24 protein-coding genes and 1 pseudogene are annotated in these 26361 nt (G+C 68.8%); 11 read left to right on the top strand and 14 right to left on the bottom strand.

All coding sequences use genetic code 11. From position 1 onward, the window contains the following. Window positions 1-22 precede the first annotated feature (22 nt). Genes EJ105_RS14260 through EJ105_RS14250 form a run of 3 tightly spaced genes read right to left on the bottom strand, consistent with a single transcriptional unit; the run spans window position 23 to window position 2804 of the window. Window positions 23-1039, bottom strand: a complete 1017-nt coding sequence (locus EJ105_RS14260) for an SMP-30/gluconolactonase/LRE family protein (RefSeq protein ID WP_250166844.1) — start codon at window positions 1037-1039, stop codon at window positions 23-25. A gap of 16 nt (window positions 1040-1055) precedes the next feature. Continuing rightward, complete coding sequence (gene kce / locus EJ105_RS14255) at window positions 1056-1982, bottom strand: 3,5-dioxohexanoate:acetyl-CoA acetone transferase (protein ID WP_284145455.1); 927 nt, start codon at window positions 1980-1982, stop codon at window positions 1056-1058. Window positions 1983-2030: 48 nt separating this feature from the next. After that, window positions 2031-2804, bottom strand: coding sequence for a cyclase family protein (locus EJ105_RS14250; RefSeq protein ID WP_250166843.1), 774 nt, complete (start codon window positions 2802-2804; stop codon window positions 2031-2033). A gap of 128 nt (window positions 2805-2932) precedes the next feature. On the opposite strand from EJ105_RS14250, the gene EJ105_RS14245 reads away from it, so the two are divergent. Beyond that, window positions 2933-3661 carry a TetR/AcrR family transcriptional regulator gene (locus EJ105_RS14245; protein ID WP_250166842.1) on the top strand — a complete coding sequence of 243 codons (729 nt, stop codon included), beginning with the start codon at window positions 2933-2935 and terminating at the stop codon, window positions 3659-3661. A gap of 51 nt (window positions 3662-3712) precedes the next feature. Here the strand turns inward: EJ105_RS14245 and EJ105_RS14240 are convergent, their stop codons facing one another. The 8 genes from EJ105_RS14240 to EJ105_RS14205 form a co-directional block, all read right to left on the bottom strand. Further along, window positions 3713-4474, bottom strand: a complete 762-nt coding sequence (locus EJ105_RS14240) for an SDR family NAD(P)-dependent oxidoreductase (protein ID WP_250166841.1) — start codon at window positions 4472-4474, stop codon at window positions 3713-3715. Between the two features lie 101 nt (window positions 4475-4575). Continuing rightward, on the bottom strand, window positions 4576-5295 hold the full coding sequence (locus EJ105_RS14235) for a nitroreductase (protein WP_250166840.1): 720 nt from the start codon (window positions 5293-5295) through the stop codon (window positions 4576-4578). Further along, window positions 5292-6029: a FadR/GntR family transcriptional regulator gene (locus EJ105_RS14230; RefSeq protein ID WP_024280086.1), complete on the bottom strand. Its 738-nt coding sequence runs from the start codon at window positions 6027-6029 to the stop codon at window positions 5292-5294. Before EJ105_RS14230 ends, EJ105_RS14235 begins: the two co-directional genes overlap by 4 nt. Further along, the gene (locus EJ105_RS14225) at window positions 6013-7698 is read right to left on the bottom strand and encodes an acetate--CoA ligase (RefSeq protein ID WP_250166839.1); all 1686 of its coding nucleotides are present in this window, start codon (window positions 7696-7698) and stop codon (window positions 6013-6015) included. Before EJ105_RS14225 ends, EJ105_RS14230 begins: the two co-directional genes overlap by 17 nt. A gap of 63 nt (window positions 7699-7761) precedes the next feature. Then, window positions 7762-8976 (bottom strand): CaiB/BaiF CoA transferase family protein, encoded by a 1215-nt coding sequence (locus EJ105_RS14220; RefSeq protein ID WP_250166838.1) that lies wholly within the window; start codon window positions 8974-8976, stop codon window positions 7762-7764. 15 nt (window positions 8977-8991) lie between these two features. Then, entirely contained in the window at window positions 8992-9783 is a 792-nt protein-coding gene (locus EJ105_RS14215; RefSeq protein WP_250166837.1) for an SDR family NAD(P)-dependent oxidoreductase, read from the bottom strand. Further along, window positions 9783-10988, bottom strand: coding sequence for an acyl-CoA dehydrogenase family protein (locus tag EJ105_RS14210; protein ID WP_250166836.1), 1206 nt, complete (start codon window positions 10986-10988; stop codon window positions 9783-9785). The genes EJ105_RS14215 and EJ105_RS14210 overlap by 1 nt, the downstream gene beginning before the upstream one ends. A gap of 11 nt (window positions 10989-10999) precedes the next feature. Next, complete coding sequence (locus EJ105_RS14205) at window positions 11000-12145, bottom strand: phosphotransferase family protein (protein WP_250166835.1); 1146 nt, start codon at window positions 12143-12145, stop codon at window positions 11000-11002. A gap of 244 nt (window positions 12146-12389) precedes the next feature. Here EJ105_RS14205 and EJ105_RS14200 point away from each other — a divergent pair, with 244 nt between their 5' ends. The 8 genes and pseudogenes from EJ105_RS14200 to EJ105_RS14165 all read left to right on the top strand — a co-directional run bounded on the left by EJ105_RS14200 (window position 12390) and on the right by EJ105_RS14165 (window position 20762). Continuing rightward, a complete protein-coding gene (locus EJ105_RS14200) occupies window positions 12390-13772 on the top strand; it encodes an ABC transporter substrate-binding protein (protein WP_250166834.1) in 1383 nt (460 codons plus the stop codon). Between the two features lie 96 nt (window positions 13773-13868). Then, window positions 13869-14672, top strand: a complete 804-nt coding sequence (locus tag EJ105_RS14195; RefSeq protein ID WP_250166833.1) for an ABC transporter ATP-binding protein — start codon at window positions 13869-13871, stop codon at window positions 14670-14672. Between the two features lie 6 nt (window positions 14673-14678). Further along, window positions 14679-15563, top strand: a pseudogene (locus tag EJ105_RS28105) (AMP-binding protein); the annotation flags it as partial. Window positions 15564-16016: 453 nt separating this feature from the next. After that, complete coding sequence (locus EJ105_RS28100; protein WP_394042295.1) at window positions 16017-16949, top strand: ABC transporter ATP-binding protein; 933 nt, start codon at window positions 16017-16019, stop codon at window positions 16947-16949. An 11-nt stretch (window positions 16950-16960) separates the two neighbouring features. Next, window positions 16961-17851: a branched-chain amino acid ABC transporter permease gene (locus EJ105_RS14180; RefSeq protein ID WP_029557538.1), complete on the top strand. Its 891-nt coding sequence runs from the start codon at window positions 16961-16963 to the stop codon at window positions 17849-17851. A gap of 3 nt (window positions 17852-17854) precedes the next feature. Continuing rightward, a complete protein-coding gene (locus EJ105_RS14175; RefSeq protein WP_250166832.1) occupies window positions 17855-18919 on the top strand; it encodes a branched-chain amino acid ABC transporter permease in 1065 nt (354 codons plus the stop codon). 59 nt (window positions 18920-18978) lie between these two features. Next, window positions 18979-19977 (top strand): TRAP transporter substrate-binding protein, encoded by a 999-nt coding sequence (locus EJ105_RS14170; RefSeq protein WP_250166831.1) that lies wholly within the window; start codon window positions 18979-18981, stop codon window positions 19975-19977. 11 nt (window positions 19978-19988) lie between these two features. After that, the gene (locus tag EJ105_RS14165) at window positions 19989-20762 is read left to right on the top strand and encodes an enoyl-CoA hydratase (RefSeq protein ID WP_250166830.1); all 774 of its coding nucleotides are present in this window, start codon (window positions 19989-19991) and stop codon (window positions 20760-20762) included. Between the two features lie 134 nt (window positions 20763-20896). On the opposite strand, the gene tcuB is transcribed toward EJ105_RS14165, so the two are convergent. Continuing rightward, window positions 20897-22015, bottom strand: a complete 1119-nt coding sequence (tcuB, locus tag EJ105_RS14160) for a tricarballylate utilization 4Fe-4S protein TcuB (protein WP_250166829.1) — start codon at window positions 22013-22015, stop codon at window positions 20897-20899. Between the two features lie 107 nt (window positions 22016-22122). Between tcuB and EJ105_RS14155 the strand changes: the two genes are divergently transcribed. Next, entirely contained in the window at window positions 22123-22782 is a 660-nt protein-coding gene (locus EJ105_RS14155) for a GntR family transcriptional regulator (protein ID WP_024280072.1), read from the top strand. 10 nt (window positions 22783-22792) lie between these two features. On the opposite strand, the gene tcuA is transcribed toward EJ105_RS14155, so the two are convergent. After that, window positions 22793-24235: an FAD-dependent tricarballylate dehydrogenase TcuA gene (gene tcuA, locus EJ105_RS14150; RefSeq protein ID WP_051679093.1), complete on the bottom strand. Its 1443-nt coding sequence runs from the start codon at window positions 24233-24235 to the stop codon at window positions 22793-22795. Window positions 24236-24437: 202 nt separating this feature from the next. Here tcuA and EJ105_RS14145 point away from each other — a divergent pair, with 202 nt between their 5' ends. Further along, entirely contained in the window at window positions 24438-25415 is a 978-nt protein-coding gene (locus tag EJ105_RS14145; RefSeq protein ID WP_250166828.1) for a tripartite tricarboxylate transporter substrate binding protein, read from the top strand. A gap of 68 nt (window positions 25416-25483) precedes the next feature. Here the strand turns inward: EJ105_RS14145 and EJ105_RS14140 are convergent, their stop codons facing one another. Then, window positions 25484-26242: an IclR family transcriptional regulator gene (locus tag EJ105_RS14140; protein ID WP_245279352.1), complete on the bottom strand. Its 759-nt coding sequence runs from the start codon at window positions 26240-26242 to the stop codon at window positions 25484-25486. Window positions 26243-26361 lie beyond the last annotated feature (119 nt).

Raw genomic sequence — 26361 nt, 5'->3', positions numbered from 1 at the left:
CGTGCTTTTTATTGGTCGGCCGTCACCAGTGGACCATGGGCAGGCCCGCCACCGGTGAGCGGAAGAAGGGAATGCGGGTGCCGCGCAGGCTGCCCACATAGACGGTCCTGAGGTCCGGCCCGCCGAAGGTCACGCTGGCGAACCACGGCGCGATGGTGCCGCCGCAGGCGAGCATCAGCTCTGGCGTCACGGCGTCCTTCTCCAGAGCCGCCATCAGCGCCTTGCCGGCCGGGCTGCCGTGGTCGTCGTCGAGGATGATGCGCAGGTCGCCGTCGGGCGTGATGGCGAAGATGCGGTCCGTCATCACATGGGTGCCCCAGAGGTTGCCATGGGCGTCGAAGGCGATGCCGTCGATGAGGGCGCCATGGTCGGAGGGGCCGAAGGTCTCGCGGTCCACCAGATCGCCATTGGGCAGGGCCCTGAGGCGCGTCACCCGCTTGCCGCCCGTCTCCACCACATAGAGCCATTCCTCGTTGGCGTCGAAGCGGATCTCGTTGGTGAAGCAGAAGCCGTCCGCGACGATGCGCAGGTGTCCGTTCTCGTAGAGCGCCACGTAGCCGTCCGAGACGTTCGGGCTCATGGCCTGCATCCAGTTCCTGATGCGGGTGGAGATGGTGAGCCAGATGCGGTCGCGGCTGTCGCGCAGCACGAAATTGACCTTGCCGATGGGCGCGCCGTCGATGGTGTCGGCGAGCACGCGGGATTGCCCGTCGCGGGTCATGATCTCCAGCCGGTCGGTGCCGAAATTGGAGATCAGGATGTCGCCGTTGCGGGCGAAGGCGAGGCCGTTGGGCAATGTGCCGGAGACGAAGCGCGTCTCCTCGTCGGTGGCGGAAGCGAAATGCGTCGCCTCGCTCTGCGCGATCAGCTTCTGGGTGCCGTCCGGGCGGATATGGACCACACCGCCGCGCGCGTCCGCGCTCCACAGGGAGCCGTCGCGCTCGGCAAGGATGCATTCGGGACGCTGCAGGCCCTCGCCCACATAGGCGATGGCGGCGGGGTCTACCGTAAAGCCGTCGATGGGGTTGGGCGTGGCCATGGCGTTCCTCAGGCTTTCAGAAGCTTACCTTGTCGGCGCCCTTGAGGCCGAGGGTGGCGCGGGCCTCGTCCGGGGTGGCGATCTCGTGGCCGAGTTCTTCCAGGATGCGGCGGATCTTCGCCACCTGCTCGGCATTGCTGGATGCGAGCTTGCCGCGGCCGATGAACAGGCTGTCCTCCAGCCCCACCCGCACATTGCCGCCCATCATCGCCGCCTGCGTCGCGAACGGCATCTGGTGGCGGCCGGCGGCGAGCACGGACCAGTGATAGTCCTTGCCGAACAGCTTGTCGGCGGTGCGCTTCATGAACATCAGATTGTCCATGTCCGGCCCGATGCCGCCGAGGATGCCGAAGATGAGCTGCAGGAACACCGGCGGGCGGAACCAGCCCTGATCGAGGCAATGGGCGAGATTGTAGAGGTGGCCCACGTCGTAGCATTCATGCTCGAACTTGGTGCCGTGCTCCTCGCCCAGCATCTTGTAGATGCGTTCGATGTCGCCGAACGTATTGCGGAAGATGAAGTCCTTCGTGCCGGTGAGGTAGGGCTCCTCCCACGCGTATTTCCAGTTGGAATAGCGCTTCGCCAGCGGGTGCAGGGCGAAGTTCATGGAGCCCATGTTCAGCGAGCACATCTCCGGCGCGGCCTTCAACGGGGCGGCGAGGCGGTCCTCCACCGTCATGTTCAGGCCGCCGCCGGTGGTGATGTTGATCACCGCATCGGTCGCCTGCTTGATGCGCGGCAGGAATTCCATGAACACGGCGGGATCCGGCGTGGGCCGCCCGTCCTTGGGATCGCGGGCGTGCAGGTGCAGGATGGCGGCGCCGGCCTCGGCGGCCGCGATGGCCTGCTCGGCAATCTCGTTGGGCGTGATGGGCAGTGCGTCGGACATGGTGGGCGTGTGGATGCCGCCCGTCACCGCGCAGGTGATGATGACCTTGCTCAAGACATGTCTCCGCCAAGGAAGCGTTTTGGGAAGCGTTTGGGAAAGCGTTCAATCGGGAAGGATGGCGACGGCCCGCGTCCAGCCGGCGGAGGCGGCGCGCACCTTCACCGGGAAGCAGCTGATGGTGAAGCCGGTGGCAGGCAGAGCCTCGAGATTGTGGAGCTTCTCGATCTGGCAGTAGCCCTTCTCGCGCCCGGCCTTGTGGCCTTCCCATATGAGGGAGGCATCGCCCGTCTCGGCGAAGCGGCGCGCGGTGAAGGAGAAGGGCGCGTCCCAGCTCCAGCCGTCCGTGCCCACCACGCGCACGCCCTGGTTCACGAGGTGGAGGGTGGCGTCCCGGCCGAAGCCGCAGCCTTTGTCGATATAGTCGGGCTGGCCGTAGGCGACGCCGGCCGAGGTGTTCACCACCACGATGTCGAGGGGGCTCAGCGTGTGGCCGATGCGGGCGAGTTCCGCGTCGATCTCGGCGGGCGTCACCACATGGCCGTCCGGCAGGTGGCGGAAGTCCAGCTTCACGCCGGGGCGGAAGCACCAGTCGAGCGGGATCTCGTCGATGGTGATCGCGCGTGCACCGCCGTCCATGGTGGGGTGATAGTGCCAGGGCGCATCCACATGGGTGCCGTTGTGGGTGGAGATGTGGGCCGTCTCCACCGCCCAGCCCATGCCCTCCGGGAGCTGCTCGGGCTTCAATCCGGGGAAGGCGGCGCACAGGGTGGCGGCGGTTTCCGTGTGGACGGAATAGTCGATGCGGACCCGCTGGAAGGGCGGGTCGGCGGGCACGTCGTTTTCCAGCGGAATGGAGATATCGACGAATCTTGGCACGGCGTCTCGTCCTCCCAGCCCATCGCGCAGGCTTCGTTTTGTACAGTCGTATATGTTATTGTACAATTGTACAAGTCGGCGTGACGCCATGGCTGGTGCGGATGCACCGGTAACGCTAGAAAAGGTCCATGGAGACGACAAAGAAGCCATCTTCCGCCAGGCGCTCCGCCTCGCCGTCCGGACGGGGAAAGGGCGCGCGCCGCTCGGCAATCGCGCCCGGCGATCCGCAGCGGCCGGATCGCCGGCAGGACATTCTCGCCAGCGCAGAATTCCTCTTTGCCGAGCGGGGCTATGCCGCGGTCTCGGTGCGCGACATCGCCGCCCGCGCCGGCGTGCCGGTGGCCCTGGTGGGCTATTATTTCGGCCGCAAGCCGGAATTGCTCGCCACCGTCTTCGCCCACCGACAGGCCAATCTCGACGAGCGCATCTCCCGCATCCGGGAGATCGGGGCGCGTGGCCCCGGGGAAGGGCGGGTGGCGGAGATCGTCACCGCGTGGGCGGAGCCGGTGGTGCGCCTGCACGATTCGGCGAGCGGCGACAGCTTCTCCCTGCTGGTCGCCCGCACCGCCTGGGATCCGGGCCCGGAAGCCACCGAGACGATCGAGCGCTTCTATGATCCGCTGGTCCGCGCCTTCCTGGAGGCCATGGCCGTCGCGCTTCCCGGTTGCCCGGACGACCGGCTGCTCTGGGCCTATGAATATGCCGTGGGCGCCCTGCTGATGTACGTGGCCGACAAGCGCATCGAACGCCTGTCCGGGGGGCGGGCGACGGCGGGTGATCCTGCGCTGTTCGAGGATTTCGTGCGGTTCGTCACTGCCGGCCTCAACGCCATGTGCGGCTGCGCGCCGCCGCGATAGAGGGGCCGCCGGGTGGCGGTGCCCCTTCGCGTTTGGCCGAACGCTTCAACGTTACCGCGCCTGCATCCTCAGGCCGGCGTCCAGCCGGAGCACGGAGCCGTTGATCATGGGGTTGGCGACGATGCTGAGGACCATGCGGGCGAATTCGTCCGGCCGGCCGGGCCGCTTCGGAAACGGGATGACCTCGAAGACGCGATCCTGCACCTCCTGCGTCATCGCTTCCACCATGGGCGTGCCGAACAGTCCGGGCGCGATGGCGGCGACACGGATGCCGTGGCGCGCCAGTTCGCGGGCAGCCGGCAGGGTCAGGGACGCCACGCCGCCCTTCGCCGCCGCATAGGCCGTCTGGCCGATCTGGCCTTCATAGGCCGCGACCGATGCGGTGTTGATGATGACGCCGCGCTGGCCCTCGTCATCCGGCGCGTTCTCCACCATGGCAGCGGCGGCAAGGCGGAGCCAGTTGTAGGTGCCCGTGAGATTGACGCGGACGATGCGCTCGAATTCGCCGAGGGAGCCCGGCCCGTCCTTCTCCACGATCCGGGCGCCTGGGGCGATGCCGGCGCAGTTCACCAGCAGGTGAGGACGGCCGCGTTCCGACAGGATCCGGGCAAAGGCGGCCTCGGACGCTGCCGCATCGGCCACGTCGCAGGCGAGGGCCAGCGCCCCGGTCTCTTGTGCGAGGGCCGACATGCCCGCCTCCTTCAGGTCCACCACGGCAAGGCGGGCGCCGAGGCCGGCGAGGCGGCGTGCGGTGGCGTTGCCGAGGCCGGAGGCGGCGCCGGTGACGATGGCAACCTTGTCCTTCAAATCCATGATGACCCCATTCATGTGGCAGGCGCAGGTGACATGCGCAGGCGATCGCCCCGCGGCAGCGGGACGGGCGAACCGATCGGGGATGAAATTGCGCGTGCGTCTCAGGCGATCTGGTCGACGAAACGCACGAAGTTCTCCAGAGGCTCTCGCACCGTGGTGAAGGTGTTCTCCGGAGCCTCTGGATCGGCGAAACCGAGCGCCATGCTGCAGACGATCATCTGCGTGTCGGGAATGGCGAGGCGACGTGCGATGACTGCGCCATAGGCGTTGAAGGCCGCCTGCGGGCAGGTGTCGAGGCCGAACGCCCGCGCGGCGATCATGATGTTCTGGAGGAACATGCCGTAGTCGAGCCAGGAGCCCCGCTCCAGGTCGCGGTCGATGGTGAAGATGAGGCCCACGGGCGCGTCAAAGAACAGGAAGTTGCGCGCGAGCTGCTGGCGCATCCGCTCGGTGTCGCCCTTGGCGATGCCGAGCGTGCCATAGAGATCCCACCCCACCTTGCGGCGACGGGAGAGATAGGGCTCGCGCCATTGCCGCGGGTAATAGGCAAATTCCTCCGTGCCGGGATCGCCGGCGAGGGAGAGGGCATGGAGTTCGCGCGTCAGCGCCGCGAGCGGTTCGCCCCGCAGCACCAGCACCTGCCATGGCTGAATGTTGGTGCCGGAGGGCGCGCGGGCCGCAAGCTCCAGTATGGCCGCGACGGTCTCGTCGCCGACCGGCGTCGGCAGGAAGGCGCGGATGGAGCGGCGCGAGCGGATGGCGTCCTCGGCGGAGATAGCGCCGGAGGTGACAGCAGCGGGGGAGGGGGCGGGCGCACTCATTTTTCGGGCATATCCACGGGGGTGGCCATGTCGAGATTGGCGAGCTCGTAGCCGCGCTTGAAGTCCAGGATGTGCTTCTCCATCCAGTCCCGTGCGCGCTTCTCGTCGTGATCGCGGACCGCCGCGAAGATCGCCTCATGGGCCACCAGCAGGCGCTCGCCGGCATTGAGGCGCGACATCACCTTCAGGAAGGGCGGATAGAACAGCTCGGAGATGGGCAGGCGCGCCATCTGGATCGCCCGGTTGCGGGTGGCGCGGGCGACCAGATCGTGGAACTCGATGTCGAGGGCGGTGAGGCTGGTGGAATCCTTCAGCGCCTTGCGCGTCTCCTCGAGATTGCGCTCCAGATCCTCGAGGTCGGCCGCATCGCTGCGCTGGGCGGCGGAGGCTGCGGCGGCGGGTTCTAGCGCGTACATGGCCTCCCACAATTCCTCGAACGTCACCTGATGCAGGACCATCGCCGCCGTGAGCCGGCGGGAAATGTCGCCGGACTGGGGGATGGAGGCATAGAGCTTCTTCCGGCCGGCCTCGCGCCTGACGAAGCCGTTCTGCTCCAGCACGCGGATGGCTTCGCGGATGGTGGAGCGGTTCACACCCAGCTTCTCGGCGAGCCCGGCCTCGGAGGGCAGCAGATCCCCCGGCGCGATTTCGCCGGCCAGGATCTTGTCCTCGATGGTGCGGGCGACGAGACGGAAGGCGGGCTCCACCTGCACCGGATCAAGCGCGAGCGACATCAGGGACCATCCTCTCGGCGGCGCGGGCCTTCTCCAGGTCCCGCAGCACCTTGCGTTGCACCTTCCCGGTCATGGTCTTCGGCAGCTCGCCGAGAAACGCGATGGCGCGGGGATATTTGTAGGGAGCGGTGACACGCTTCACGTGATCCTGCAAGGCGGCCGCCAGCGCATCGTCGCCGGTGAAGCCGGGGCGGAGCACGACAAAGGCCTTCACGATCTCGCCACGCTCCGGATGGGGCGACGCCACCGCCGCGCATTCCTGCACCGCCGGATGGTCGAGCAAAGCGTTCTCCACCTCGGAGGGACCGATGCGGTAGCCGGCGGAATTGATGACGTCGTCATTGCGGCCACGATGGTAGAAATAGCCGTCCGCATCCACCATCCCGAGGTCGCCGGTGACGAACCAGCGCCCCTCCGGCCCCTCCACATGGGCGCTGGCGGTGCGTTCGGGCTCGTCGAGATAGCCGAGCATCATCTGCGGGTTGGGGGTGAGAAGGGCGATGTCGCCTTCCATGCTGGGCGGCAGGCGGTTCCCCGCGCCGTCGATGATTGCGAGATCGAGGCCCGGCAACGGCTTGCCCATGGAGCCCTCGCGCGGGGCGACGCTGGGATAGTTGAGCAGCGTCATCAGCGTCTCGGTCTGGCCGTAGGCTTCAAGGATGGGGACGCCCGTCGCCGTCTGCCAGCGTGCCGCGACCGCCGGGTTCAACGTCTCGCCCGAGGAGACGGTGTGGCGCAGGCGCGAGAGGTCGTGCTCGGCGACGCCGGCATCCACCACGCGGAACAGCTCCGTGCCCGGTGCGCAATAGACGGTGATGCCGTAGCGTTCCAGCAGACGCAGGCGCTCCTTGGGGTCGAACGTGCCATCGTAGAAGAAGCTGGCGGCCCCGCAGCTCCAGGGGCCGAACAGGATGGAGGTGCCGGCCTTGCTCCAGCCGGTGTCGGCCGTGCACCAGATGGTATCGCCGGGCCGAAGATCCAGCCAGCAGACGGCCGAGCCGCGCCAGGCGTAGAGCCCGCGGGAGGCGTGCAGCACGCCCTTCGGCTGCCCTGTGGAGCCGGAGGTGTAATAGAGCACGGCCGGGTCGTCGGCCTTGACCGTCACCGGCACGAATGCCTCGTCGCCGGAGGCCAGCGCCTCCTCCAGCGGCTCGAAGCCGGGCGCGCCGCCAAGGGGGCCTTTCAGCGCGAGGCGTACCGGCACCTCGTCCATCACATCCGCGAACTTTACCGCATGTTCGGCCCGGGCCACCACGGCCCGCACGCCGGCATGGCGCACGCGATATGCGATGTCCTTGGCGGTGAGCATCTCGATGGACGGAATGGGCACAGCGCCGAGCTTCAGGCAGCCCACCATGGCCACCTGCCATTCGGGAATGCGCGGCAGCATGACCAGCACCCGGTCGCCCTTCCGGATGCCGCGTGCCGCCAGAGCCGAGGCGAAGCGGCTGGTGAGGCGCGCCATGTCCGAGAAGGAAAAGCGCCGCTCCTCGCCCGCCGCATTGGCCCAGATGAGGGCCGGTCCGTCGGCGGTACGGGCGAAATGATCCACCACGTCGGCACCGAAATTGAACGTCTCCGGCACCTGCCATCGGAAGGTGCGGGCCGTTTCGGCATAGTCGGTCATGTTGGGCGCTATTCTGGTCGGCGCCATCTGGCTGGGGGCCATGGTTTCCTCCCGGAGCATTGTGCTCTCTTGGTGCTCTCTTGCTGGTCTTTTGCGCGTGGTGCCTCAGATCGCCCGGCTGGCCTTGAGCGCGGCGATTTCCTCGGGCGCATAGCCGAGGCCCGCCAGCACCTCGCCATTGTGCTCACCGAGCAGGGGCGGCGGCGAACGCAGGGCGCAGGGGGTGCCGGAATACTTCACCGGAAAGCCGAGCTGAGGAATGGTGCCCTCCACCGGATGCTCCATGGACATCAGCATCTGCCGGTGGCGGGCATGGGGATCGGCGAAGGCCTCCTCCATGGAGAAGACGGGGCCGAAGGGAATGTCGGCGGCTTCAAGGTCCGCCACCCATTCGTCGCGCGTCTTGCGGGCGAACAGGGCGGCGAGGGTGGCCTTCTGCGCCACTTCCCGCTCGCCCTCCGGCCACTGCTCGTTCTTCAGCGCGGGAAGGCCCACGGCGTCGCAGAAGCGGTGCCAGAAATGCGTCTCGATGAGGCCGAGGGCGACGTGTTTTCCGTCGGCGCAGGCGTAGACATTGTAGCACGGCGCCTGACCGATGAAGGGCCGCTCGCCACCCTTCGGCTCGATGCCGGCGAAGAGATGATCGGCGCCGTGCAGGGTCAGCCACGACATGGCGCCGTCATGCATGGACACGTCCACGAACTGCCCGCGCCCGGTGGTCGCCCGCGCCAGCAGCGCGGCGAGGATTCCCGTGGAGGCCATGAGGGAGCCACCGCCCACGTCGGCGATGGAGAGCCCCGGCACGATGGGGCCTTCCCCCGCCTTGCCGAACAACTGCAGCGCCCCCGCCTCGGCGAGATAATTGAGGTCGTGCCCCGGCTTGAGCCGGCTCGGCCCGTCCTGCCCGTAGCCGGAGATGGCGCAATAGACGAGGCGGGGATTGATCTCGGCGAGGGCGTCATAGCCGAGGCCGAGGCGGTCCATGACGCCGGGGCGGAAGCCCTCCAGCAGCACGTCCGCATCCTTCACCAGATTGAGGAGAATGGCGCGGCCCTCTTCCGACTTGAGGTTCAGCGTCAGGCTCTTCTTGTTGCGGTTGAGCAGCAGGAAGGAGCCGGATTCCGCGCGGTTCAGCGGCGGGAAGGTGCGGTTGTAGTCGCCGCCCTCCGGCTGCTCGATCTTGAGCACGTCGGCGCCGAGGTCGGCCAGCATCAGCGAGCAGAAGGCGCCCGGCAGCAGGCGGGTGAGGTCCAGCACCTTGAGGCCGGCGAGGGCCAAGGGGGTTGAGCTCGGTGTGGATGTGGGCGTGAGGGCGTTCATCTCTGGTCTTTCGGATCAGGCGGCGGTCCAGCCGCCATCCACCGCCAGCGAGGCGCCGGTGATGTAGGAGGCCGCGGGCGAGGCGAGGAACAGGCAGGCGCCGACCAGCTCCTGCGGATGGCCGAAGCGGCCCATGGGCGTGCGGCCGGTGACGCGCTCGGCGAGCTTTGGGTTCTGGCGCATGCCTTCGGTCAGCTCGGTTTCGAAATAGCCGGGGCCGACGGCATTCACCCGCACGCCCTTCTTCGCCCATTCGAGCGCGAGCTGACGAGTCATCAGCTCCACCCCGCCCTTGGCGGCGCAATAGGCGGTGGTGCGCGCCAGCCCCACCTTTCCGGCCACCGAGGTGATGTTGACGATGGCGCCTTCGCCTTGGGCCAGCATCACGCGGCCTGTCGCGCGGGCGGCGAGAAACACGCCGGTGAGGTTGGTGTCGACCACCTGCCGCCATTCGGCGAGGCTCGTGTCCTCGGCGGTCTTGTACCAAGGGTTGATGCCGGCATTGTTGACGAGCACGTCGATGCGGCCATGACGCTCCACCACGGAGCGGACCAGCGCCTCGACGTCCGCCTCGCTGGCCACATCGGCGGCGATGCCTTCGGCCGATCCACCCTGCGTGACGATCGCGGCGGCCGCCTCGGCCAGCGTCTCGGCGCTGCGGCCCGTGAGCACCACATGGGCGCCGGCGGTGGCAAAGCCCTCCGCGACCGCGCGGCCGAGGCCCCGCCCGCCGCCGGTGACGATGACGATCTTGCCGGCAAGGCCGGGCATGGGCGCGGGCTGGGGCAGGGGAAGGGCGAGGCCCATCACGCGGCCCTCCCTTCCGGCACGGCCTTCACCGCCGCGCCACGGGCCAGCCGGCGCGCGATGTTCCAGCGGTGGACCTCGGACGGGCCGTCGTAGATGCGGAAACCGCGCACGTCGCGGAAGATGCGCTCCACCTCCGTGTCTCGCGTCATGCCGAGGCCGCCCAGCACCTGGAGCGACCGGTCCACGATGCGGAAGATGGCTTCGGAGGCGAACACCTTCACCATGGAGCTTTCCACGTTCGCCTTTTCACCCTGGTCCAGCAGCCAGGCGGCGTGGCGGATGGCGAGGCGGGTGGTGTGCAGGTCAATCTCATTGTCGGCCAGCATGAAGCCCACACCCTCGTGGGACAGGAGCGTGCCGCCGAACGCCTCGCGCCGGCCCGCATAGTCGGTGGCGATGTCGTGGGCGCGCCGCGCGGCGCCGAGCCAGCGCATGCAGTGGGTGAGCCGCGCCGGCACGAGCCGCGCCTGCGCATGGCGGAAGCCCTCGCCCACGGCGCCGAGCACGTCGGACGCGGGAACGCGCAGATTTTCCAGCGCCACTTCCGCGTGGCCGCCGGTGAAGGAACTGTCCAGCGTGTCGAGCGCGCGGCTGATGCGGAAGCCCTCCGTCGGCAGATCGGCGAGGAACATGGTGGCGCCCACGTCCCGCCCGTCCACGATAGTGCGCGCCATGATGATGGCGAAGGCCGCGCCCTCGGCACCGGTGATGAGCCATTTGAGGCCGTTGATGACGAAGTGGTCGCCGTCCTTCACCGCGGTTGTCTTGAGCGAGGACGGGTCCGCTCCGGCGCCGGGATGCGGCTCGGTCATCAGGAAGCAGGAGCGCGTCTCGCCCGCCGCCATGGGCGCGAGGTAGCGGGCCTTCTGCGCTTCGCTCGCCACTTCGGCGAGAAGGTGCATGTTGCCCTCGTCCGGCGCGGCGATGGCAAGCGCGATGGGGCCGAGCATGGAATAGCCCGCCGCCTCGAACACCACGGCCTTGCCGAGATGGGAGAGGCCCAGCCCGCCCCAGGCCTTCGGTACGTGCGGGCTCAGCAGCCCGGCCGCGTGGGCCTTCGCCACCAGATCACGGCGCAAATCGTCGGTGGGGCCGTGGGCGGTGCGGCGCGGGTCGGCCTCGAAGGGCAGAACCTCGTCGCGCACGAAGGCCGCGGTGCGGGCCTCCAGCGCGGCGAGATCGGGGGGGAGCGCGAAATCCATGGGCCTCGCCTTCAGAAGGTCTTGTCGTTGATGATGTCGAGGGTGAAATCGAACAGCGCCTCGGCGAGTGTGCCGAAGCCGGCATAGCGCGGGTCCGCCGTCTCGCCGGCGCGGTGCCGCGCGTGGAGCTGGTGGAACACCACGCCGAGCTTCAGCATGGTGAGCACGCGGTAGACCTTGAGCTGGGACAGGTCGCGGCCGGTGGCGCGGGCGTAGGCGTCCGCCGCTTCGGCTCGTGTCAGGAAGCCGGGGTGGGTCGTGGGCATCTGCGCCAGCTCGTGCATGCACGGCGGGTCGCCGGCCTCGGTCCAGTAGCTGAGCAGCGTCGCGAGATCGAACAACGGGTCGCCCCGGGTGCCCATGTCCCAGTCCACCACGGCGACGGGCCCGCGGGTGGCGGGGTCCAGCAGCACGTTGTCGAGCTTGAAATCGTTGTGGAGAAGCGTCGGCGCCGACGCGTCCCGCACCTCTGCGGCAGCGAGCCAGCCGGCGACGGCACGGGCGGCCGGGGAGAGCGCGCCCTGCGCCACCCGTTCGGCGCGGCCGATCCAGCCCGCAGCGGTGCGGGCGAAGAAGCCGGCGGGGCGGCCGAGATCGGACAGGCCGATCCGCGCCGGGTCCACCGCGTGGATGGCGGCCAACGTCTCGACCAGCTTGTGCGAGAGGTCCGCGCCGGTGGCGGCGGTCGCCGGGAAGGGCGACAGGCTGTCACCGCGCAGGGCGACGCCGGGGCGGAATTCCATCACCTGGAACGGCGCGCCGGCAATGCTTGGGTCGGCGCACAGATGCAGGCTGCGGGGGGCGAGCGGCAGCTCCCGCCAGAGGTTCGACAGGATGCGGTGCTCGCGCGCCATGTCGTGCGCGCCCGGGGGCAGGGGGCCATCGGGCGGACGCCGCAGCACGGCCCAGCCGTCCGACACGCGCACGAGAAAGTTCAGGTTGGCGAGGCCGCCTGTGAACTGACGGGGCACGAAGGCGGGATCGAGACCGATGCCGTGGGCCGCCAGATGACGCCCGATCACCGCCCAGTCGAGCCCCCGGCTTTCGGCTGCGCTGCGCAGGGCGACACCGGCCGGCGCAGCCAGGTCCAGCACGGACGCGCCGACGTCCCCCTCTGCGGTGCCCCCGCCTTCCAGCTCGTGAATAGCCTCGACCATGGACGCGTTGCCTCGTTTTTGTCGGGCTAAAATTGTCCGATTGAAATCGTGCGGTCAAGCGAAAATTTTCCACCAGCTGCCCGCCTCAGGTGGAGGAAATTGCGATAATTCATATGATAATCAGTGTATTAGTTGGAAATTCCGTCGTCTCCATCTGGAGATTGACGGTGCGACGATTTTGGATTTATGGTCCGATCATCAGATAAAGATGCCGGACCAGAATTCCGGCCTGGAGGATGACGCCATGCCTCAACGCTTCAGCCCGCGGCGCCGGAAATCCGTCGCGCCGGCCTGTCTCCTTGCCCTCGTCGCGACGCTTGGTTTCGCCGTGCCCGCCGCCGCCCAGACGGCGGCGCCTGCGGCCACAGGCGGTGCAGCGATGGAGCAGTTCGTGCCCATCGCCATCTATCGCACCGGCCCCTACGCGCCGGGCGGCTCGGGCATCTACGGTGCCTATGCGGACTATCTGGCGCTGGTGAACGCCCGCGACGGCGGCGTGAACGGCGTGAAGCTCGTCTACGAGGAGTGCGAGACCGGCTACCAGCCCGACCGCATGATCGAGTGCTATGAGCGCCAGAAGGCGAAGGGGCCGACCGGCGCCGCGGCCTTCACGCCCTCCGGCACGGGCGGCGTCTATGCCCTCATCGACCGCATGACGGCGGACAAGATCCCCTCCGTCACCATCGGCTACGGGCGGACCGATTCCTCCGATGGCCGGGTCTTCCCCTATTTCTTCCCGCTCATCTCCAATTACTGGAGCGAAAACACCGCCACCATCCGCTACATCGCCGAGCGCGAGGGCGGGCTGGATAAGCTGAAGGGCAAGAAGATCGCCAATGTGGTGATGGACTTCGCCGCCGGCCGCGAGACCCAGGCCATCCTCGACGCCCAGGCCAAGCGCTACGGCTTCGAGGTGACGACCTTCCCCATCACGCCGCCCGGCCTCGACCAGCGCGCCGTGTGGCTTCAGGTGCGCCAGTATCGGCCGGACTGGGTGCTGTTCCGCGGCTGGGGCGCCGCGACGCCCACCGGCATCAAGGAAGCCGCCCGCGCCGGCATCGCCCGTGACCGGATCATCGGCTGGTGGTGGTCGGGATCGGAGGAGGACGTGACGCCCGCCGGCGACGCGGCCAAGGGCTTCATCACCGCCCAGTTCCACGCCACCGGGCCGAACTATCCGGTGTTCGAGGACATCAAGAAATACGTCTACGCCAAGGGCGAGGGCAATGTGGAGGAGAACCGCATCGGATCCGTCTACTATGTCCGCGGCGTGCTCCATGGCGTTGCGGTGACGGAAGCCATGCGCACCGCCATGAAGAAGTTCGGCAACCGTCCGCTCACCGGTGACGAGGTGCGCTGGGGGCTCGAGCATCTGGTGATGACCAGTGAGCGCATCAAGCAGCTTGGTCTTGAAGGCCTGATGCCCGAGATCAAGGTCACCTGCGCCGACCACGAGGGTGACGGTGCCATCCGCTTCCAGCAATGGGACGGCGCCAAGTGGGTGATGATCTCCGACTGGATCAAGTCCGACCAGTCCATGGTCCGGCCGCTCATCGAGGCGTCCGCCGCCCAGTTCGCCAAGGAAAAGGGCATCACGCCCCGCGACTGCGCCGGCGAGACGAACTGACCTCGCAGGCCCCGTTCAGCCCTGATCCGTGACCTGCCGCGCGCCGGGCTGCCAAGCCCGCCCGGTGCCGGAGCCATCCCTTGGGAGAAGCACGCCATGAGCGCGCAAGGCCCCTTGCTGTCCGTCGCCGGCATCGAGGTGATGTATTCCCGTCTGGCCCTCGTGCTGCGCGGCCTCACGCTCAGCGTCCCGCGGGGCGGCATCGTCGCCCTGCTGGGCGCCAACGGGGCGGGCAAGACCACCACCATGAAGGCCATCGCCAACCTCCTGCGTTCCGAGCGCGGCGAGGTGACGAAAGGCGCCATCCACTATGACGGTGCGCGTATCGACGGGCTCGACCCGTCCGACCTCGCCCGCCGCGGCCTTTCCCTGGTGATGGAGGGCCGCCATGCCTTCTCCACCCTGTCGGTCGAGGACAATCTGAAGGTCGGCGCCTACTCCCGCAGCGACGGCGCGGTCGCCGAGAGTCTCGAACGCGTCTACGCCACCTTCCCCCGCCTGAAGGAGCGGCGGCATCAGCCGGCCGGCCTCCTCTCCGGCGGCGAGCAGCAGATGTGCGTCATCGGCCGCGCCCTCATGGCCCGGCCGCGCATGATCCTGCTCGACGAGCCCTCCATGGGCCTCGCGCCGCTGCTCGTGGAGGAGATCTTCTCCATCATGCAGCAGCTGAATGCCGAAGCCGGGGTGACGTTCCTCCTCGCCGAGCAGAACGCCGCCGTGGCGCTGCGCTACGCCACCTACGGCTATCTCGTGGAGGGCGGCCGGGTGGTGCGCGAGGGGCCGGCGCGCGCGCTCGCCGCCGATCCCGAAATCCGTGCCTCCTATCTCGGGCTCGATGCCTCCGCCGAAGCGGATGGGGCGAGCCTCGCCGCCCGCCGTCGCCCGCGCTGGCTCTCCTGATCCTCCATGGACGAAGGGATTCCTCCTGCCATGAACCGCGCCTTCGACCATGTCTCCGGTGCCGTGGAACGGGCCGATCCTTGCGCCGCGGACACGCTGCCCGGCGCCCTGATCGCCGCCGCCCGGCGCCATGCCGCCCGCCCGGCCTTGCGCCACAAGGTCGGCGGCATCTGGCGCACCTGGACGTTCGCCGACTATCTCGCCCGCACCGCCGCCATGGCCCGCCTGCTGGATGGCGTCGGCCTCGCCGGCGAAGGCCTGCTGGTGATCGTGGGCGAGAACCGGCAGGAGCTCTACGCCGCTGCCCTCGCCGCGCAGGGTCTGGGCGCCGCGGTGATGCCAGTGGGCCCCGAATTCCTGCGCCGCTTCGGCGCGCCGGCGGCCGAGCCTGCCCTCGTCCTTTGCGAGAATGAGGAGGCGGCCCGCGCGTGGCGGGCCGCCAGCCGCTCGCCCGCCATCGTGCTGCACCTCGACGAATACGCGCCATCGCCGGAATCTGCCCCGGACGAGGCCGTGGCCTGGTACGCCTGGCGGGCCGCCACGGTCGAAGGGAGCCGAACCGCCCTCATTCTCCACACCGCCGGCTTGGACGGACCGCCCCGCCCGCTGGTTCTCACCCACCGGCGCCTCCTCGACGCCGGCGCGGCGGCCATGTCCCGGCTGCAGCTTTCTTCCTCCGACCGGCTCATGGCGTTTCTGCCCGTCTCGGGTATTGCCGACGCCGCCGGCAGCCTGGTGCAGCCGCTGCTCTCGGGCTGCTCTGTCCATTGCGTGGAGGGGCCGGCGAGTTTCCCCAACGATCTGAGCGAGGTGGCGCCCACCGTGCTGGCCGCGCCGGCGCGCGTGTTCGAGCTTCTGGTGAGGGACGCCGGCGTTCGCTTGTCCGCCGGCGGGCCACTGGTGCGCGCCCTCGCGCTGGCGAGTGAGAAGGGTCTCCCGGGCTCCGGTCTCGCCTTCGGAGCGCCGCTGCGCAACACCCTCGGCCTCGGCGCCTGCCGTCTGGCCTTGGTCACCTCCGGCATCCTGGACCCGAAAACCGGCCGCTGCCTCGCGGCCTACGGGGTGCCGCTCGATGCGGACCTTGCCCTCGCCGACGACGGCAGCCCCCAGTCCCACGCCGGTGCCCCGGCCGACGATGCCCATCTGCTGAGGTCCGTGGAAGCCGTGCTCCGGGGCGAGGCTGTCATTGATCGCGCCCGCGTCACCCGCGTTCCCGGCGGCCTCAGCGCCCGGATCGCGCTCGCGCCGTCTGCTGCTGACGCGGAGGACACCGCCACCGCCCGGGGCCGCGCATCGGCCGCTGTGGAGCGGGTGAATGCACGGCTGGCTGCGGAATTCCCTCGAATGTCCCTTGCCGTCCACGCCTTCGACCTCGCCGCCGATGGCTTCGGTCCGCAGGAGCTGACGCTGGAAGGCGAGGTGCGCGACGCCCCGTTCGCGCCGGTTGGACGCGAGACGCAGGCAAGGCCGAGGGAGCGCGAAGCCCGCTCGCGCGGTCCCGTGCTCATGCAGGTCAGCGGCGTCGCCGTCGCCTTCGGCGGGGTGAAGGCGCTCACCGACGTGTCCCTCGCCATCCATGAAGGGGAAATCCTCTCCATCATCGGGCCGAACGGGGCGGGGAAGACGTCGTTGCTCAACGTCATCAATGGCGTCTACAACCCGCGCTCGGGAACCATCACCTTCGCCGGCAAGGCGCGCGCCCGCATGCGCCCGGCCTTTGCCGCACGCTCGGGCATCGGCCGCACCTTCCAGCACGTCTCCCTGTTCAAGGGCATGAACGTGATCGACAACGTGCTGGTGGGCCGCGCCGCGCGCTTCGAGGGCTCGCTGCTCGGCAAGGTTCTGCGCCTCTCCTCCACATCGGCGGAAGAGCGGCGCGAGCGGGAGGCGGCGGAGCGCATCCTCGCTTTCCTGGAGCTGGAGCACCTGCGCAAGGCGCCGGTGGCCAGCCTGCCCTACGGCATCCAGAAGCGGGTGGAACTGGCCCGCGCGCTCGCCACCGAGCCGAGGCTCCTGCTGCTCGACGAACCCATGGCGGGCATGACCCACGAGGAGAAGCGCGACATGTGCGGCTTCATCCGCCGGGTCAACGAGAGCTTCGGCACCACCATTCTCATCATCGAGCACGACATCGGCGTGGTGATGGGCCTGTCCGACCGCGTCGCGGTCCTCAATTACGGCCGCAAGATCGCCGATGGCACGCCCGACGTGGTTCGTGCCGATCCCCAAGTCATCGCCGCCTATCTCGGCTCCGCCGCCCTCGGCGAAGCCGCCTGAGGGAGAACACCATGGGCGACTTTTCCTTCTTTCTCGAAGTGGTGGTGGGCGGCCTCCTGTCCGGCGTGATGTACACGCTGGTCGCCTTGGGCTTCGTGCTCATCTTCAAGGCCTCGGGCGTGTTCAACTTCGCCCAGGGCGCCATGGTGCTGTTCGCCGCGCTCACCTTCGTCGGCTTCCTGGAGTTCGGCCTGCCCATGTGGGCCGCCTTCCTCCTCGCGCTCGCCGCCATGCTGGCGCTGGCGGTAGCCATCGAGCGCACGGTGCTGCGCCCCCTCGTCGGGCAGGACCACATGATCCTGTTCATGGCCACCATCGGCCTCTCCATCTTCCTGGAGGGCTTCGCCCAGCTCATCTGGGGCACCAAGGTGCGCGGTCTCGACCTCGGCATCTCCGACGAGCCCATCGAGATCGGCGGCATCCTCATCTCGCAGTTCGACCTCTCCGCCGCGCTCATGGCCGCGGTGCTGGTGGCGGTGCTGTCCGCCTTCTTCTCCTACACCAAGGTCGGGCGCGCGCTGCGGGCGGTGGCCGACGACACCCAGGCGGCACAGGTGGCGGGCGTGCCGCTCGGCTTCATCTGGGCGGTGGTGTGGGGCGCCGCTGGCTTCATCGCGCTCGTCGCGGGCCTGGTCTGGGGCGCGCGGCTGGGCGTGCAGTTCGCTCTGACGCTGGTGGCGCTCAAGGCGCTGCCGGTGATGATCCTGGGCGGGTTCAACTCCATCGCCGGCGCCATCGTGGCGGGGCTGGTGATCGGGGTCAGCGAGAAGCTCGCCGAGATCTATCTCGGGCCCTTCGTCGGCGGCGGCATCGAGAACTGGTTCCCCTACGCCCTCGCCATCGCCGTCCTGCTCATCCGCCCCGCCGGCCTGTTCGGCGCGGCGCGCATCGCGAGGGTCTGACCCATGTTCCACCGTGACGCCGGCGCGCTGAAGACCTCCTACAGCGAGGAGCAGGCCATCTTTCCCGTGGCGCTCGACCGCTGGTCTGTGGTGGCCCTGGTGGCCGCGGGGGCGCTCGTGGTGCCGTTCGTGGCCGGGCCCTACTGGCTCGGCTCCATCCTTCTGCCCTGTCTCATCCTTTCGCTCGCGGCGATCGGGCTCAACATCCTCACCGGCTATGCGGGCCAGCTCTCGCTGGGCTCCGGCGCCTTCATGGCGGTGGGGGCCTATGCGGCGGTGAACCTCGTCATCCGCCTGCCGTGGCTGCCGTTCCCGGTTTCCTTCGTGCTGGCGGGGATGGTGGCGGGCGCCGTGGGGCTCGCCTTCGGCCTGTTGAGCCTGCGCATCCGCGGCTTCTACGTGGCGGTAGCGACGCTTGCCGCCCAGTTCTTCATCGAATGGATCTGCACCCACATTCCGTGGCTGGTGCTGAACACCCCCTCCGGCGTCGTCTCCACCCCGACGCTCTTTTTATTCGGCTTCGGCTTCTCGTCCGTGCCGTCGCGCTACCTCGTCGCCTTCGTGACGGTCGTCGCCCTTGCCGTCGTGGCGAAGAACCTCATCCGCTCCTCCGCCGGCCGCGCCCTGATGGCGGTGCGGGACCACGAGACGGCCGCGGAACTGACGGGGGTCGACACCACCCGCGCCAAGCTCACCGCCTTCGCGGTCTCCGGCTTCTATTGCGGGGTGGCGGGCGCGCTGTGGGCGTTCCTCTATCTCGGCAACGTGGAGATCGAGGCCTTCTCGCTGCACCGCTCATTCCAGATCCTGTTCATGGTCATCATCGGCGGCCTCGGCTCCATCCTCGGCTCCTTCCTGGGCGCGGCCTTCATCGTGCTCCTGCCCGTGGCCATCGCCAACGCCGCGACGGTGTTCGGCGAGGCCCTGAAGCCGGATGTTCTGGCCAATCTGGAGCTGATGATCTTCGGGGCGCTCATCGTCGCCTTCCTCATCATCGAGCCGAACGGCCTCGCCCGCCTCGCCGTCAAGGCGAAGGACCGCCTGCGCCGCTGGCCGCTGCCCTACTGAAATCCGCGCCGCGGATGAACGACGCGCACCAACGCGCGCAAAGACCGGAGGAACACGCCATGACCACGACTGTCGGCCGCCTTGTCGTGGCGGCGATGATGACGCTCGCGCCCCTCGCCGCGCTTCCCGCCGTCGCCATGGCGGAGGAGCTGAGGCTCGTCTTCGACATCCCGACCAATCATCCGCGCGTGCCCTACTTCACGGCCATGGCGGAGGATGTGGCCCGGACGAGTTCGGGCCGGCTGACGATCGCCGCCAATCCGGGCGGCACCATCTATCCGGGTTTCGCCTCCATCGAGGCGTTGAAGGCCGGAAAGGCGGAACTCACCTTCGTCAATGCGGCCAATCTGGAGCGCCTCGATCCGCGCTTCGGCTTCGTCAACCTGCCTTTCGCCCTCGACGACACCGCCATGGCCCAGCCGGCCGCGCGCCGTGGCGTGGTGGACCTCCTCGACACGCTCGCCCAGAAGCAGGACCTGCGGGTGATCGGCCTGATGCGCGGCGCGGACCAGCTCTTCGTCTTCCGCGACAAGCGCGTCACCACCCCGGCGGACCTCAAGGGACTGAAGATCCGCGTGGCCGGGGCCGGCACCTACGAGGACATCATGCGCCGCCTCTCGGCGGAGCCGGTGGTGCTGCCCATCCCCGAGATGAAGCCCGCGTTCGAGCGTGGCGCCCTCGACGGGGTCTTCACCTCGCCCGGCGCCTGGACCTCGCAGCTCGGCATGACCGCGCCCAAGGCCACCCATGCGCCGGGGCTGATGATGATCACTTACGTGCTGGTGGCGCGGAAGGACGCGATCGATCGCCTCTCCACCGCCGATCGCGACGTGCTGCTCGCGGCGGCCCGCGGCAACATCACCGAAGGCTGGGCGCGCATGGAGGCGGACGACGCGGCCATCCTCAAGGACATGGCCGCCAAAGGCGCCGCCATCGTCACCGTGACCGATCTCAAGCCCTGGCGGGAGGCGGTCGCGCCGGTCGCCGCCAGCTTCTCCGAGCGGTTCCCCGACACCTGGCGGGACTTCCGCGCGCAGATCGGGGCGGACCGCAAGTGATGGGAAAACCGATGGCATACGACTTCATTCAGACCCGCGTCGCCGGGCGGGTGGGCTGGATCACGCTGGACCGGCCGGACGCGCTCAATGCCCTGAACGCGGCGATGGTGGGCGAGATTGTGTGCGCCCTCGCCGGGTTCGGTGCCGATCCCGGCATCGGCTGCGTGGTTCTCACCGGCTCGGACCGCGCCTTCGCCGCCGGAGCGGATATAAAGGAGGCGGCGGGGCGCAGTTATCCCGAGACCTTCCTCGAGGACTTCCTCGCCTCCTGGGATGCGATCGCGCACCTGCGCAAGCCTCTGGTCGCCGCTGTGGCCGGCTATGCCCTCGGCGGGGGCTGCGAGATCATGATGATGTGCGATGTCATCATCGCGGCCGAAACGGCGCGGTTCGCCCTGCCGGAGGTGAAGATCGGCGTGATGCCCGGTGCGGGCGGCACCCAGCGCCTCGCGCGCGCCATCGGCAAGGCAAAGACTATGGATCTCTGTTTGACCGGCCGGATGATGGACGCCGCGGAGGCGGAACGTCTGGGGCTTGTTTCACGCGTCGTCCCGGCATCGGCGCTGCTCGCCGAAGCCCAGGCCGTGGCGGAGGGGATCGCCACCAAATCCCGCATCAGCACGATGGCGATCAAGGAAGCCGTCAACCGTGCCTTCGAGACCTCGCTGTCCGAGGGGCTTCTGTTCGAGCGCCGGACCTTCCACGCCCTCTTCGCCACCCAGGATCAGAAGGAGGGCATGGCCGCATTCGTGGAGAAGCGCGCGCCGCAGTTTCGCGATGGATAGTGGGCGCGTGCGACTTCATCGAGGCTGTCCCGATCGGCGATGAGGTGGCGCCAAGGTCTGCCACCGCAAGGTCGATCGCATGCTTCGCATCCAGTGGGGGCGGGGGAGGGCGGCGCCCCCGCCGCCGAGCCGCTTCACTCCCCAGTGGCGTGGGCTTCCTGCTGCCGCTCCTTGGCGTAGCGCACCAGCGCGGCGAAGCGGTAGAGGCCGTGGACGAACTTGCCGTAGGGCATGGTCAGGAAGAAGCCGAATACGAAGCCGAGGTGAATGGCCAGCATGGTTCCCATGGCCGGCGTCGCACGCACGACAAGAAGCGCAAGGCCGGTGAGCGCGGTGCCGAAGAGCATGGCGAGGAAGGCCGCGTCCATGCCCCGGCGCGTGTCGTCCATCATCATGGGATCGCGCGCCTTCTTCGCCATGAACAGGCCGGCCGGTCCGATCACGAGGCCGATGCCGCCGAGGGTGCCGAGCACCACCGGCAGATCCCACCACGGATAGGGCGACATGCGGCCGAGCAGGTAGTGATAGAGCGTCGCCACCGAGGTCGCGGCGAAGCACAGAGCGAAGCCGTAGAAGGTGAAATGGTGGAACAGTCGGCGGTTGTCGGTGGGCTTCTCGTCTGCATTCATGCAGCCGACGCCGCCGCCATCGAGATAGCGCAGCTGGCCGGCGTCCTTCATGGCCTGCCAGAGGGACGGCGCATCGGGCGGCAGGGGCTTGCCGTTCTCCATGTCCCGCCAGAAGGCGCGCAGCCCCATGAACAGGGCCAGAAGGGCATAGATGAACACGCCGCCGAACAGCGCCACCATGGCATTGTGCGGCATGAGGCGGAAGAAGGCGCCCGGCCCCGCATGGGCGCCGAACATCACTGCCGGGTCATTGAAGGCCATGAAGCCGCCGAGGAAGGCGGCCACCGATGCCGCCGTGATGAGGGCGATGACGAGTCCGTTGCGCCGGAACAGGCCGGCCAGAGGGCGCGGCCAGGCATAGTGGGCGTAGGAATCGTTGCGCACTTCGGCGAGCGTGCGCGGCACGTTCACATTGAACTCGTGCGGTGGCGAGAACTGGCAGTCGAAATAGCACGCGCCGCAGGAGTGGCAGAGGTTGGACAGGTAGTTGAGATCCCCGGCCGAGAACGCGCGACGCATCTCCATGGCCGGAAACACGGCGCACAGGCCCTCGCAATAGCGGCACGAATTGCAGACCGTCATGAGCCGGGCCGCTTCTTCCAGCGGCGAGCTGTGCGCGTTCATCTGGAATTCTTCCTTGTTGTGTGAGTTGTGTTGCATACAGCTGCGCACAGCCGTACTCCCTTGAGGGGCCAGCGCGCGGAGCGCGCCGGAAAGCGGGGAGGAGCGCAATGGCGGACGCGACGGCTGGAGGAGACGATGGCCTCTCCCGCGCACAGCGCGTCTACGAGCGCCTGAAGGAGGATATCCGGGCCGGTGCCCTCAGGCGCGGCGAGCGCGTGCGCGAGGAGCAGGTGGCGCGGGCGCTGGGCGTCAGCCGCACGCCGGTGCGCGAGGCGTTGGCGCGGCTCACCGCGCGCGGGCTGATCGAGGCGACGCCGGCCGGGCTCGTGGTGGCCACCATCTCCCGCCCCCAGACGCTCGAACTCTACGCCATGCGCGAGGTGCTGGAGGGCTCGGCCGCCCGCTTCGCCGCCCAGCATGCCGCGCCGAGCGAAATCGCCATGCTCGATCGCCTCTCGTCCGCCTTCGAGACGGCGTTCGGTGATGCGAGCCGGCTGGCGGAGCTGAACCGCCGCTTCCATTCCGCCATCGTGGACGCCGCCCACAACCGCTACCTCGTGCGGATGCTGGACGAGCTGAGCGATGCCCTGGCCCTGCTGCCGGGCACCACCTTTCAGCTCGCCGAGCGCGGGCCGCTGGCGGTGAGCGAACATGCCGCCATCGTCGCCGCCATCGCCGCCCGAGATCCGGACGCGGCCGAGCGTGCGGCGCGGCTGCACATCCAGCGCGCGCAGGAGGCGCGGCTGTCGCTGTTGCAGCTCGACTGAGGCGCTCCGGCTAGTTGCGCACACTGCGGGCCGCCCCGGTGCCGGCGCAGCGGCCGAACACGCTGCCGATGGTCATGCCGATGCCCGCCGCATAGCCGCGGCCGAGCACGTTGCCGGCCATGATCTCGCCCGCGGCGAACATGTTGGCCGCCGCTGAGCCGTCCGCCATCTGCATCCGCGCCTCGCGGTCCACGCGCACGCCGAGATAGGTGAAGGTGATGCCGGGGCGCACCGGATAGGCATAGAACGGTGCGGTATCGATGGGCCGCGCCCAGTGGGTCTTGGGCGGGGTAAGGCCTTCCGTGCGGCAGTCGTCCAGCACGGTGTGGTCGAAGCTGCCGCCGGGCACGATGGACGCATTGAAGTTCGCGACGGTGGCGGCGAAGGCCTGCGGATCGAGCCCGAGCTTGCCCGCCAGTTCCTCCGGCGTCGCCGCGCTGATGGGCGGGTAAAGCGAGGGCATGAAGGAGGTGAGCGACTTGGCGTCGAATACGATGTAGGCGATCTGGTCCGGCTGCTGGGCCACGAGCCGGCCCCAGATGGCGTAGCGCTTGGGCCAGAAGTCCTCGCCCTCGTCGTAGAAGCGCTCGGCCTTGTTGTTCATCACGATGCCGAACACGACGCAGTCGAGCCGGGTGATGATGCCGCCGTCGAACTTGGGGGCGCGCGCATCGATGGCCACCGCGTGGCACTGGGTGGGATCGCCCACCGGCTTCACGCCCTTGTCCAGCAACATCCGCAGCATGGTGCCGCGGTTGTAGGGCGTGCCGCGGATGAGGAAGTTCTCCGCCGGCGGCCCCCAATATTCCTTGAGCCAGTCGATGTTGGCCTCGAACCCGCCGGCGGCCGCCACCAGAGCCCCCGCGCGCACCATGTGGCGCTGCCCGCCATGCTTCACCTGGGCGCCGAGGAAGAAGCCGTCGGCGATGTCGAGGTCCACCACCTCGGCGTCGTACAGCACCTCAACCCCCAGCCGCTCGGCGGTCTGGTAGAGGGCGTTCAGCATGGAGCGGCCACCGCCGAGGAAGAAGGAATTGGTGCGCCCGAGGCTCAGCGTGCCGCCGAGGGAGGGCTGGAACCGCACGCCCTGCTCGGTGATCCAGCCCAGCATGTCCTTGGACTGGGCGATCATGAAGCGGGCCAGTTCCTCGTCCGTATGGCCCTGGGTGACGCGCTTGAGGTCGTCCCAGAACTCATCCTCGGTGTAGGGGCCGGTCAGGGTGTCGGTGGCGGTGTCGTGGGCGCAGCGCATGTTGCGGGTGTGGCGCGTGTTGCCGCCGCGGTAGAAGCGCGGCGCCATTTCCAGCACCAGAACCGACGCGCCGTCCCGCCGCGCGGCGATGGCGGCGCAGAGGGCCGCGTTGCCCCCGCCCACCACCAGCACATCCCAGCGCCTGCCCAGCACGGCGGAGGCTTCAGCTGCCGTCTGCGCCTCGGCTCCCTCTCGCGTCATCCGCTCCTCCACCCGTCTCGCCATACGCCCGCTCATGGCTGCATTCTATTGTATACAGTCGTGCGCAGATTTCTGCGCGCGTTTCCCGTCCACGTCAAGCGACCCCTTGACGTACCGGCCCGAATTCGCGACGGTTATAAAAAAGAATAACTATTCTGTCTAACAGAACAAAAAGGCCGCACAGAGCGGCTCAGGAGGAAACATGTCGTTCCGAAGCATGATGGCTGCCGTCGCCGGCTGCCTCGCGAGTTGCATCGCCCTCGCCGGCCCCACATCGGCGGAGACTTACCCGGCGCGGCCGGTGACGATGATCGTGCCCTATGCCGCCGGCGGCGCCACCGACGTCGTGGCCCGTGCCGTGGCCGAAAAGCTCACCGGGGCGTGGGGCCAGGCGGTCGTGGTGGACAATCGCGCGGGTGCCGGCACCACCATCGCCGCCCGGACGGTGGCGCAGGCGCCGGGGGACGGCTACCTGCTGTACATGACGACCTCCGCCCACACGATTTCGGGGCACCTCTATCCCGGCCTGACCTTCGACGCGCTGAAGGACTTCGCGCCCATCACCCTCATCACCAAGGTGCCGCTGGTTCTGGTGGTGAGCCCGCAGGTGCCGGCTTCCAACATGGCCGAGTTCCTCGCCTGGCTGGCCAAGGAGGGGGACAAGGTGAACTACGCCTCCCCGGGCATCGGCACCGCGCAGCATCTCTCCGGCGAGCTGTTCAAGATCGCGACCAAGAGCGGCATCACCCACGTGCCCTACAAGGGCGATGCGCCGGCCCTCACCGATCTCATGGGCGGGCAGGTGCAGATGATGCTCGCCACCGCCACTGCCGTCATTCCGCTCATCGAGAGCGGCAAGGTGAAGGCGATCGCCGTCGCCCACAACCGCCGCCTCGGCGCGCTGCCGCAGGTGCCGACCTTCGCCGAGGCCGGCGTCAAGGACTTCGAGGCCGCCACCTGGTTCGGCCTGCTGGCGCCGGCGAAGATCAAGCCGGAGCTGGTGGAGAAGATCTACGCCGACGTGTCGAAGATCGTCGCGGAGCCGGACATGCGCCGCCGCATCGAGCAGCTCGGCGGCGACGTGGTCAACAGCACGCCCGCCGAATTCGCGACCTTCATGAAGGAGGAGAGCGGCAAGTGGGCCGCCGCGGTGAAGGCCTCCGGCGCTTCGCTCAAGTAGGGCTCCCTGTCCCGGTTCGCGTTCGGCGCGGGCCGGGATGCGGGTGTCGGGCGCGGTGTCGCCGTCCCTCAGGCGGCGCCGCGCTCGACCTTTCCGGTGGGACGCTGGAAATGAGGCCAGGTACCGCCGAGCGTGCGCGTCAGCCGCTCCGCCTGCGGCAGAAGCTCGGCGCGCATGATGGCGACCTGCTCCGGCGAAAAGCGCTCGCGTGGGCCTGACAAGGAGAGCGTGCCAAATAGCCCCGCGGGGCCGAATACGGGCGCGGCAACCGCCGCGCAGGCGGGATCGCGTTCGCCCAGGGACACCGCCAAGCCTTCGGTGCGGATTGCGTCGTAGCGCGGCCCCGCTTCACCGTCGAAGGCCAGCAGGACATGCCCGCCGGCGCCGACCCGTATGGGATAGACATCGCCCGCCGCCACCCTGTCGAGCGTCGCATGGCGCGAATCCACCCGGAACAGGCACAGGCGGTGGCCGGCATCCTGCCGGACATGGAAGGACGAGCTTTCGGTCCCGCGCTCCACCAGATCCTGCAGAACCGGCATCACATGGCCGCGCAGCCCGTTGCGCCGCTCATAGGCGATGCCGAGGCGGAAGGCGGCCGGCCCGAGATCGTACCCGCCATCGCGCAGGCGCGTGACGTAGCCGTTGCCTTCCAGCGAGGCCATGAGGCGGAGGATGGTGCTTTTGTAGAACCCCGTCAAACGGGAGAGATCCGCCAGGCTGACGGGACCGTTCGCGCGCTCCAGCGCGCTGACGATGGTGAGCGCCCGCTCCACGGCGGCGACGCCGCCGCCGTCAGGCGCACTGAGGGTCTTGGACTCGGACACACGCATCTCCAGTACGCCCGCCGGCCTGAGCCGAACGGGCGATGGATGATCGCAGAAGCGGCCGGCAATTGGAACGCTTCCTGCGGTGCGAGGTTGCCCGCAGGGAGCGGTCTGGTCTC

It is taken from the genome of Xanthobacter aminoxidans, assembly GCF_023571765.1.
Taxonomy (GTDB): Bacteria; Pseudomonadota; Alphaproteobacteria; order Rhizobiales; family Xanthobacteraceae; genus Xanthobacter; species Xanthobacter aminoxidans.
The sequence above is the reverse complement of the archived record's forward strand: the minus strand, read 5'-3'. Positions and strand labels throughout refer to the sequence as shown.

Coding starts and splice junctions, on each gene's coding strand:
- EJ105_RS14260 (WP_250166844.1), bottom strand. CDS start 1,039: ATGGCCACGCCCAACCCCATCGACGGCTTTACGGTAGACCCCGCCGCC.
- EJ105_RS14245 (WP_250166842.1), top strand. CDS start 2,933: ATGGAGACGACAAAGAAGCCATCTTCCGCCAGGCGCTCCGCCTCGCCG.
- EJ105_RS14240 (WP_250166841.1), bottom strand. CDS start 4,474: ATGGATTTGAAGGACAAGGTTGCCATCGTCACCGGCGCCGCCTCCGGC.
- EJ105_RS14235 (WP_250166840.1), bottom strand. CDS start 5,295: ATGAGTGCGCCCGCCCCCTCCCCCGCTGCTGTCACCTCCGGCGCTATC.
- EJ105_RS14230 (WP_024280086.1), bottom strand. CDS start 6,029: ATGTCGCTCGCGCTTGATCCGGTGCAGGTGGAGCCCGCCTTCCGTCTC.
- EJ105_RS14225 (WP_250166839.1), bottom strand. CDS start 7,698: ATGGCCCCCAGCCAGATGGCGCCGACCAGAATAGCGCCCAACATGACC.
- EJ105_RS14220 (WP_250166838.1), bottom strand. CDS start 8,976: ATGAACGCCCTCACGCCCACATCCACACCGAGCTCAACCCCCTTGGCC.
- EJ105_RS14215 (WP_250166837.1), bottom strand. CDS start 9,783: ATGGGCCTCGCCCTTCCCCTGCCCCAGCCCGCGCCCATGCCCGGCCTT.
- EJ105_RS14210 (WP_250166836.1), bottom strand. CDS start 10,988: ATGGATTTCGCGCTCCCCCCCGATCTCGCCGCGCTGGAGGCCCGCACC.
- EJ105_RS14205 (WP_250166835.1), bottom strand. CDS start 12,145: ATGGTCGAGGCTATTCACGAGCTGGAAGGCGGGGGCACCGCAGAGGGG.
- EJ105_RS14200 (WP_250166834.1), top strand. CDS start 12,390: ATGCCTCAACGCTTCAGCCCGCGGCGCCGGAAATCCGTCGCGCCGGCC.
- EJ105_RS14195 (WP_250166833.1), top strand. CDS start 13,869: ATGAGCGCGCAAGGCCCCTTGCTGTCCGTCGCCGGCATCGAGGTGATG.
- EJ105_RS28100 (WP_394042295.1), top strand. CDS start 16,017: ATGTCCCTTGCCGTCCACGCCTTCGACCTCGCCGCCGATGGCTTCGGT.
- EJ105_RS14180 (WP_029557538.1), top strand. CDS start 16,961: ATGGGCGACTTTTCCTTCTTTCTCGAAGTGGTGGTGGGCGGCCTCCTG.
- EJ105_RS14175 (WP_250166832.1), top strand. CDS start 17,855: ATGTTCCACCGTGACGCCGGCGCGCTGAAGACCTCCTACAGCGAGGAG.
- EJ105_RS14170 (WP_250166831.1), top strand. CDS start 18,979: ATGACCACGACTGTCGGCCGCCTTGTCGTGGCGGCGATGATGACGCTC.
- EJ105_RS14165 (WP_250166830.1), top strand. CDS start 19,989: ATGGCATACGACTTCATTCAGACCCGCGTCGCCGGGCGGGTGGGCTGG.
- tcuB (WP_250166829.1), bottom strand. CDS start 22,015: ATGAACGCGCACAGCTCGCCGCTGGAAGAAGCGGCCCGGCTCATGACG.
- EJ105_RS14155 (WP_024280072.1), top strand. CDS start 22,123: ATGGCGGACGCGACGGCTGGAGGAGACGATGGCCTCTCCCGCGCACAG.
- tcuA (WP_051679093.1), bottom strand. CDS start 24,235: ATGACGCGAGAGGGAGCCGAGGCGCAGACGGCAGCTGAAGCCTCCGCC.
- EJ105_RS14145 (WP_250166828.1), top strand. CDS start 24,438: ATGTCGTTCCGAAGCATGATGGCTGCCGTCGCCGGCTGCCTCGCGAGT.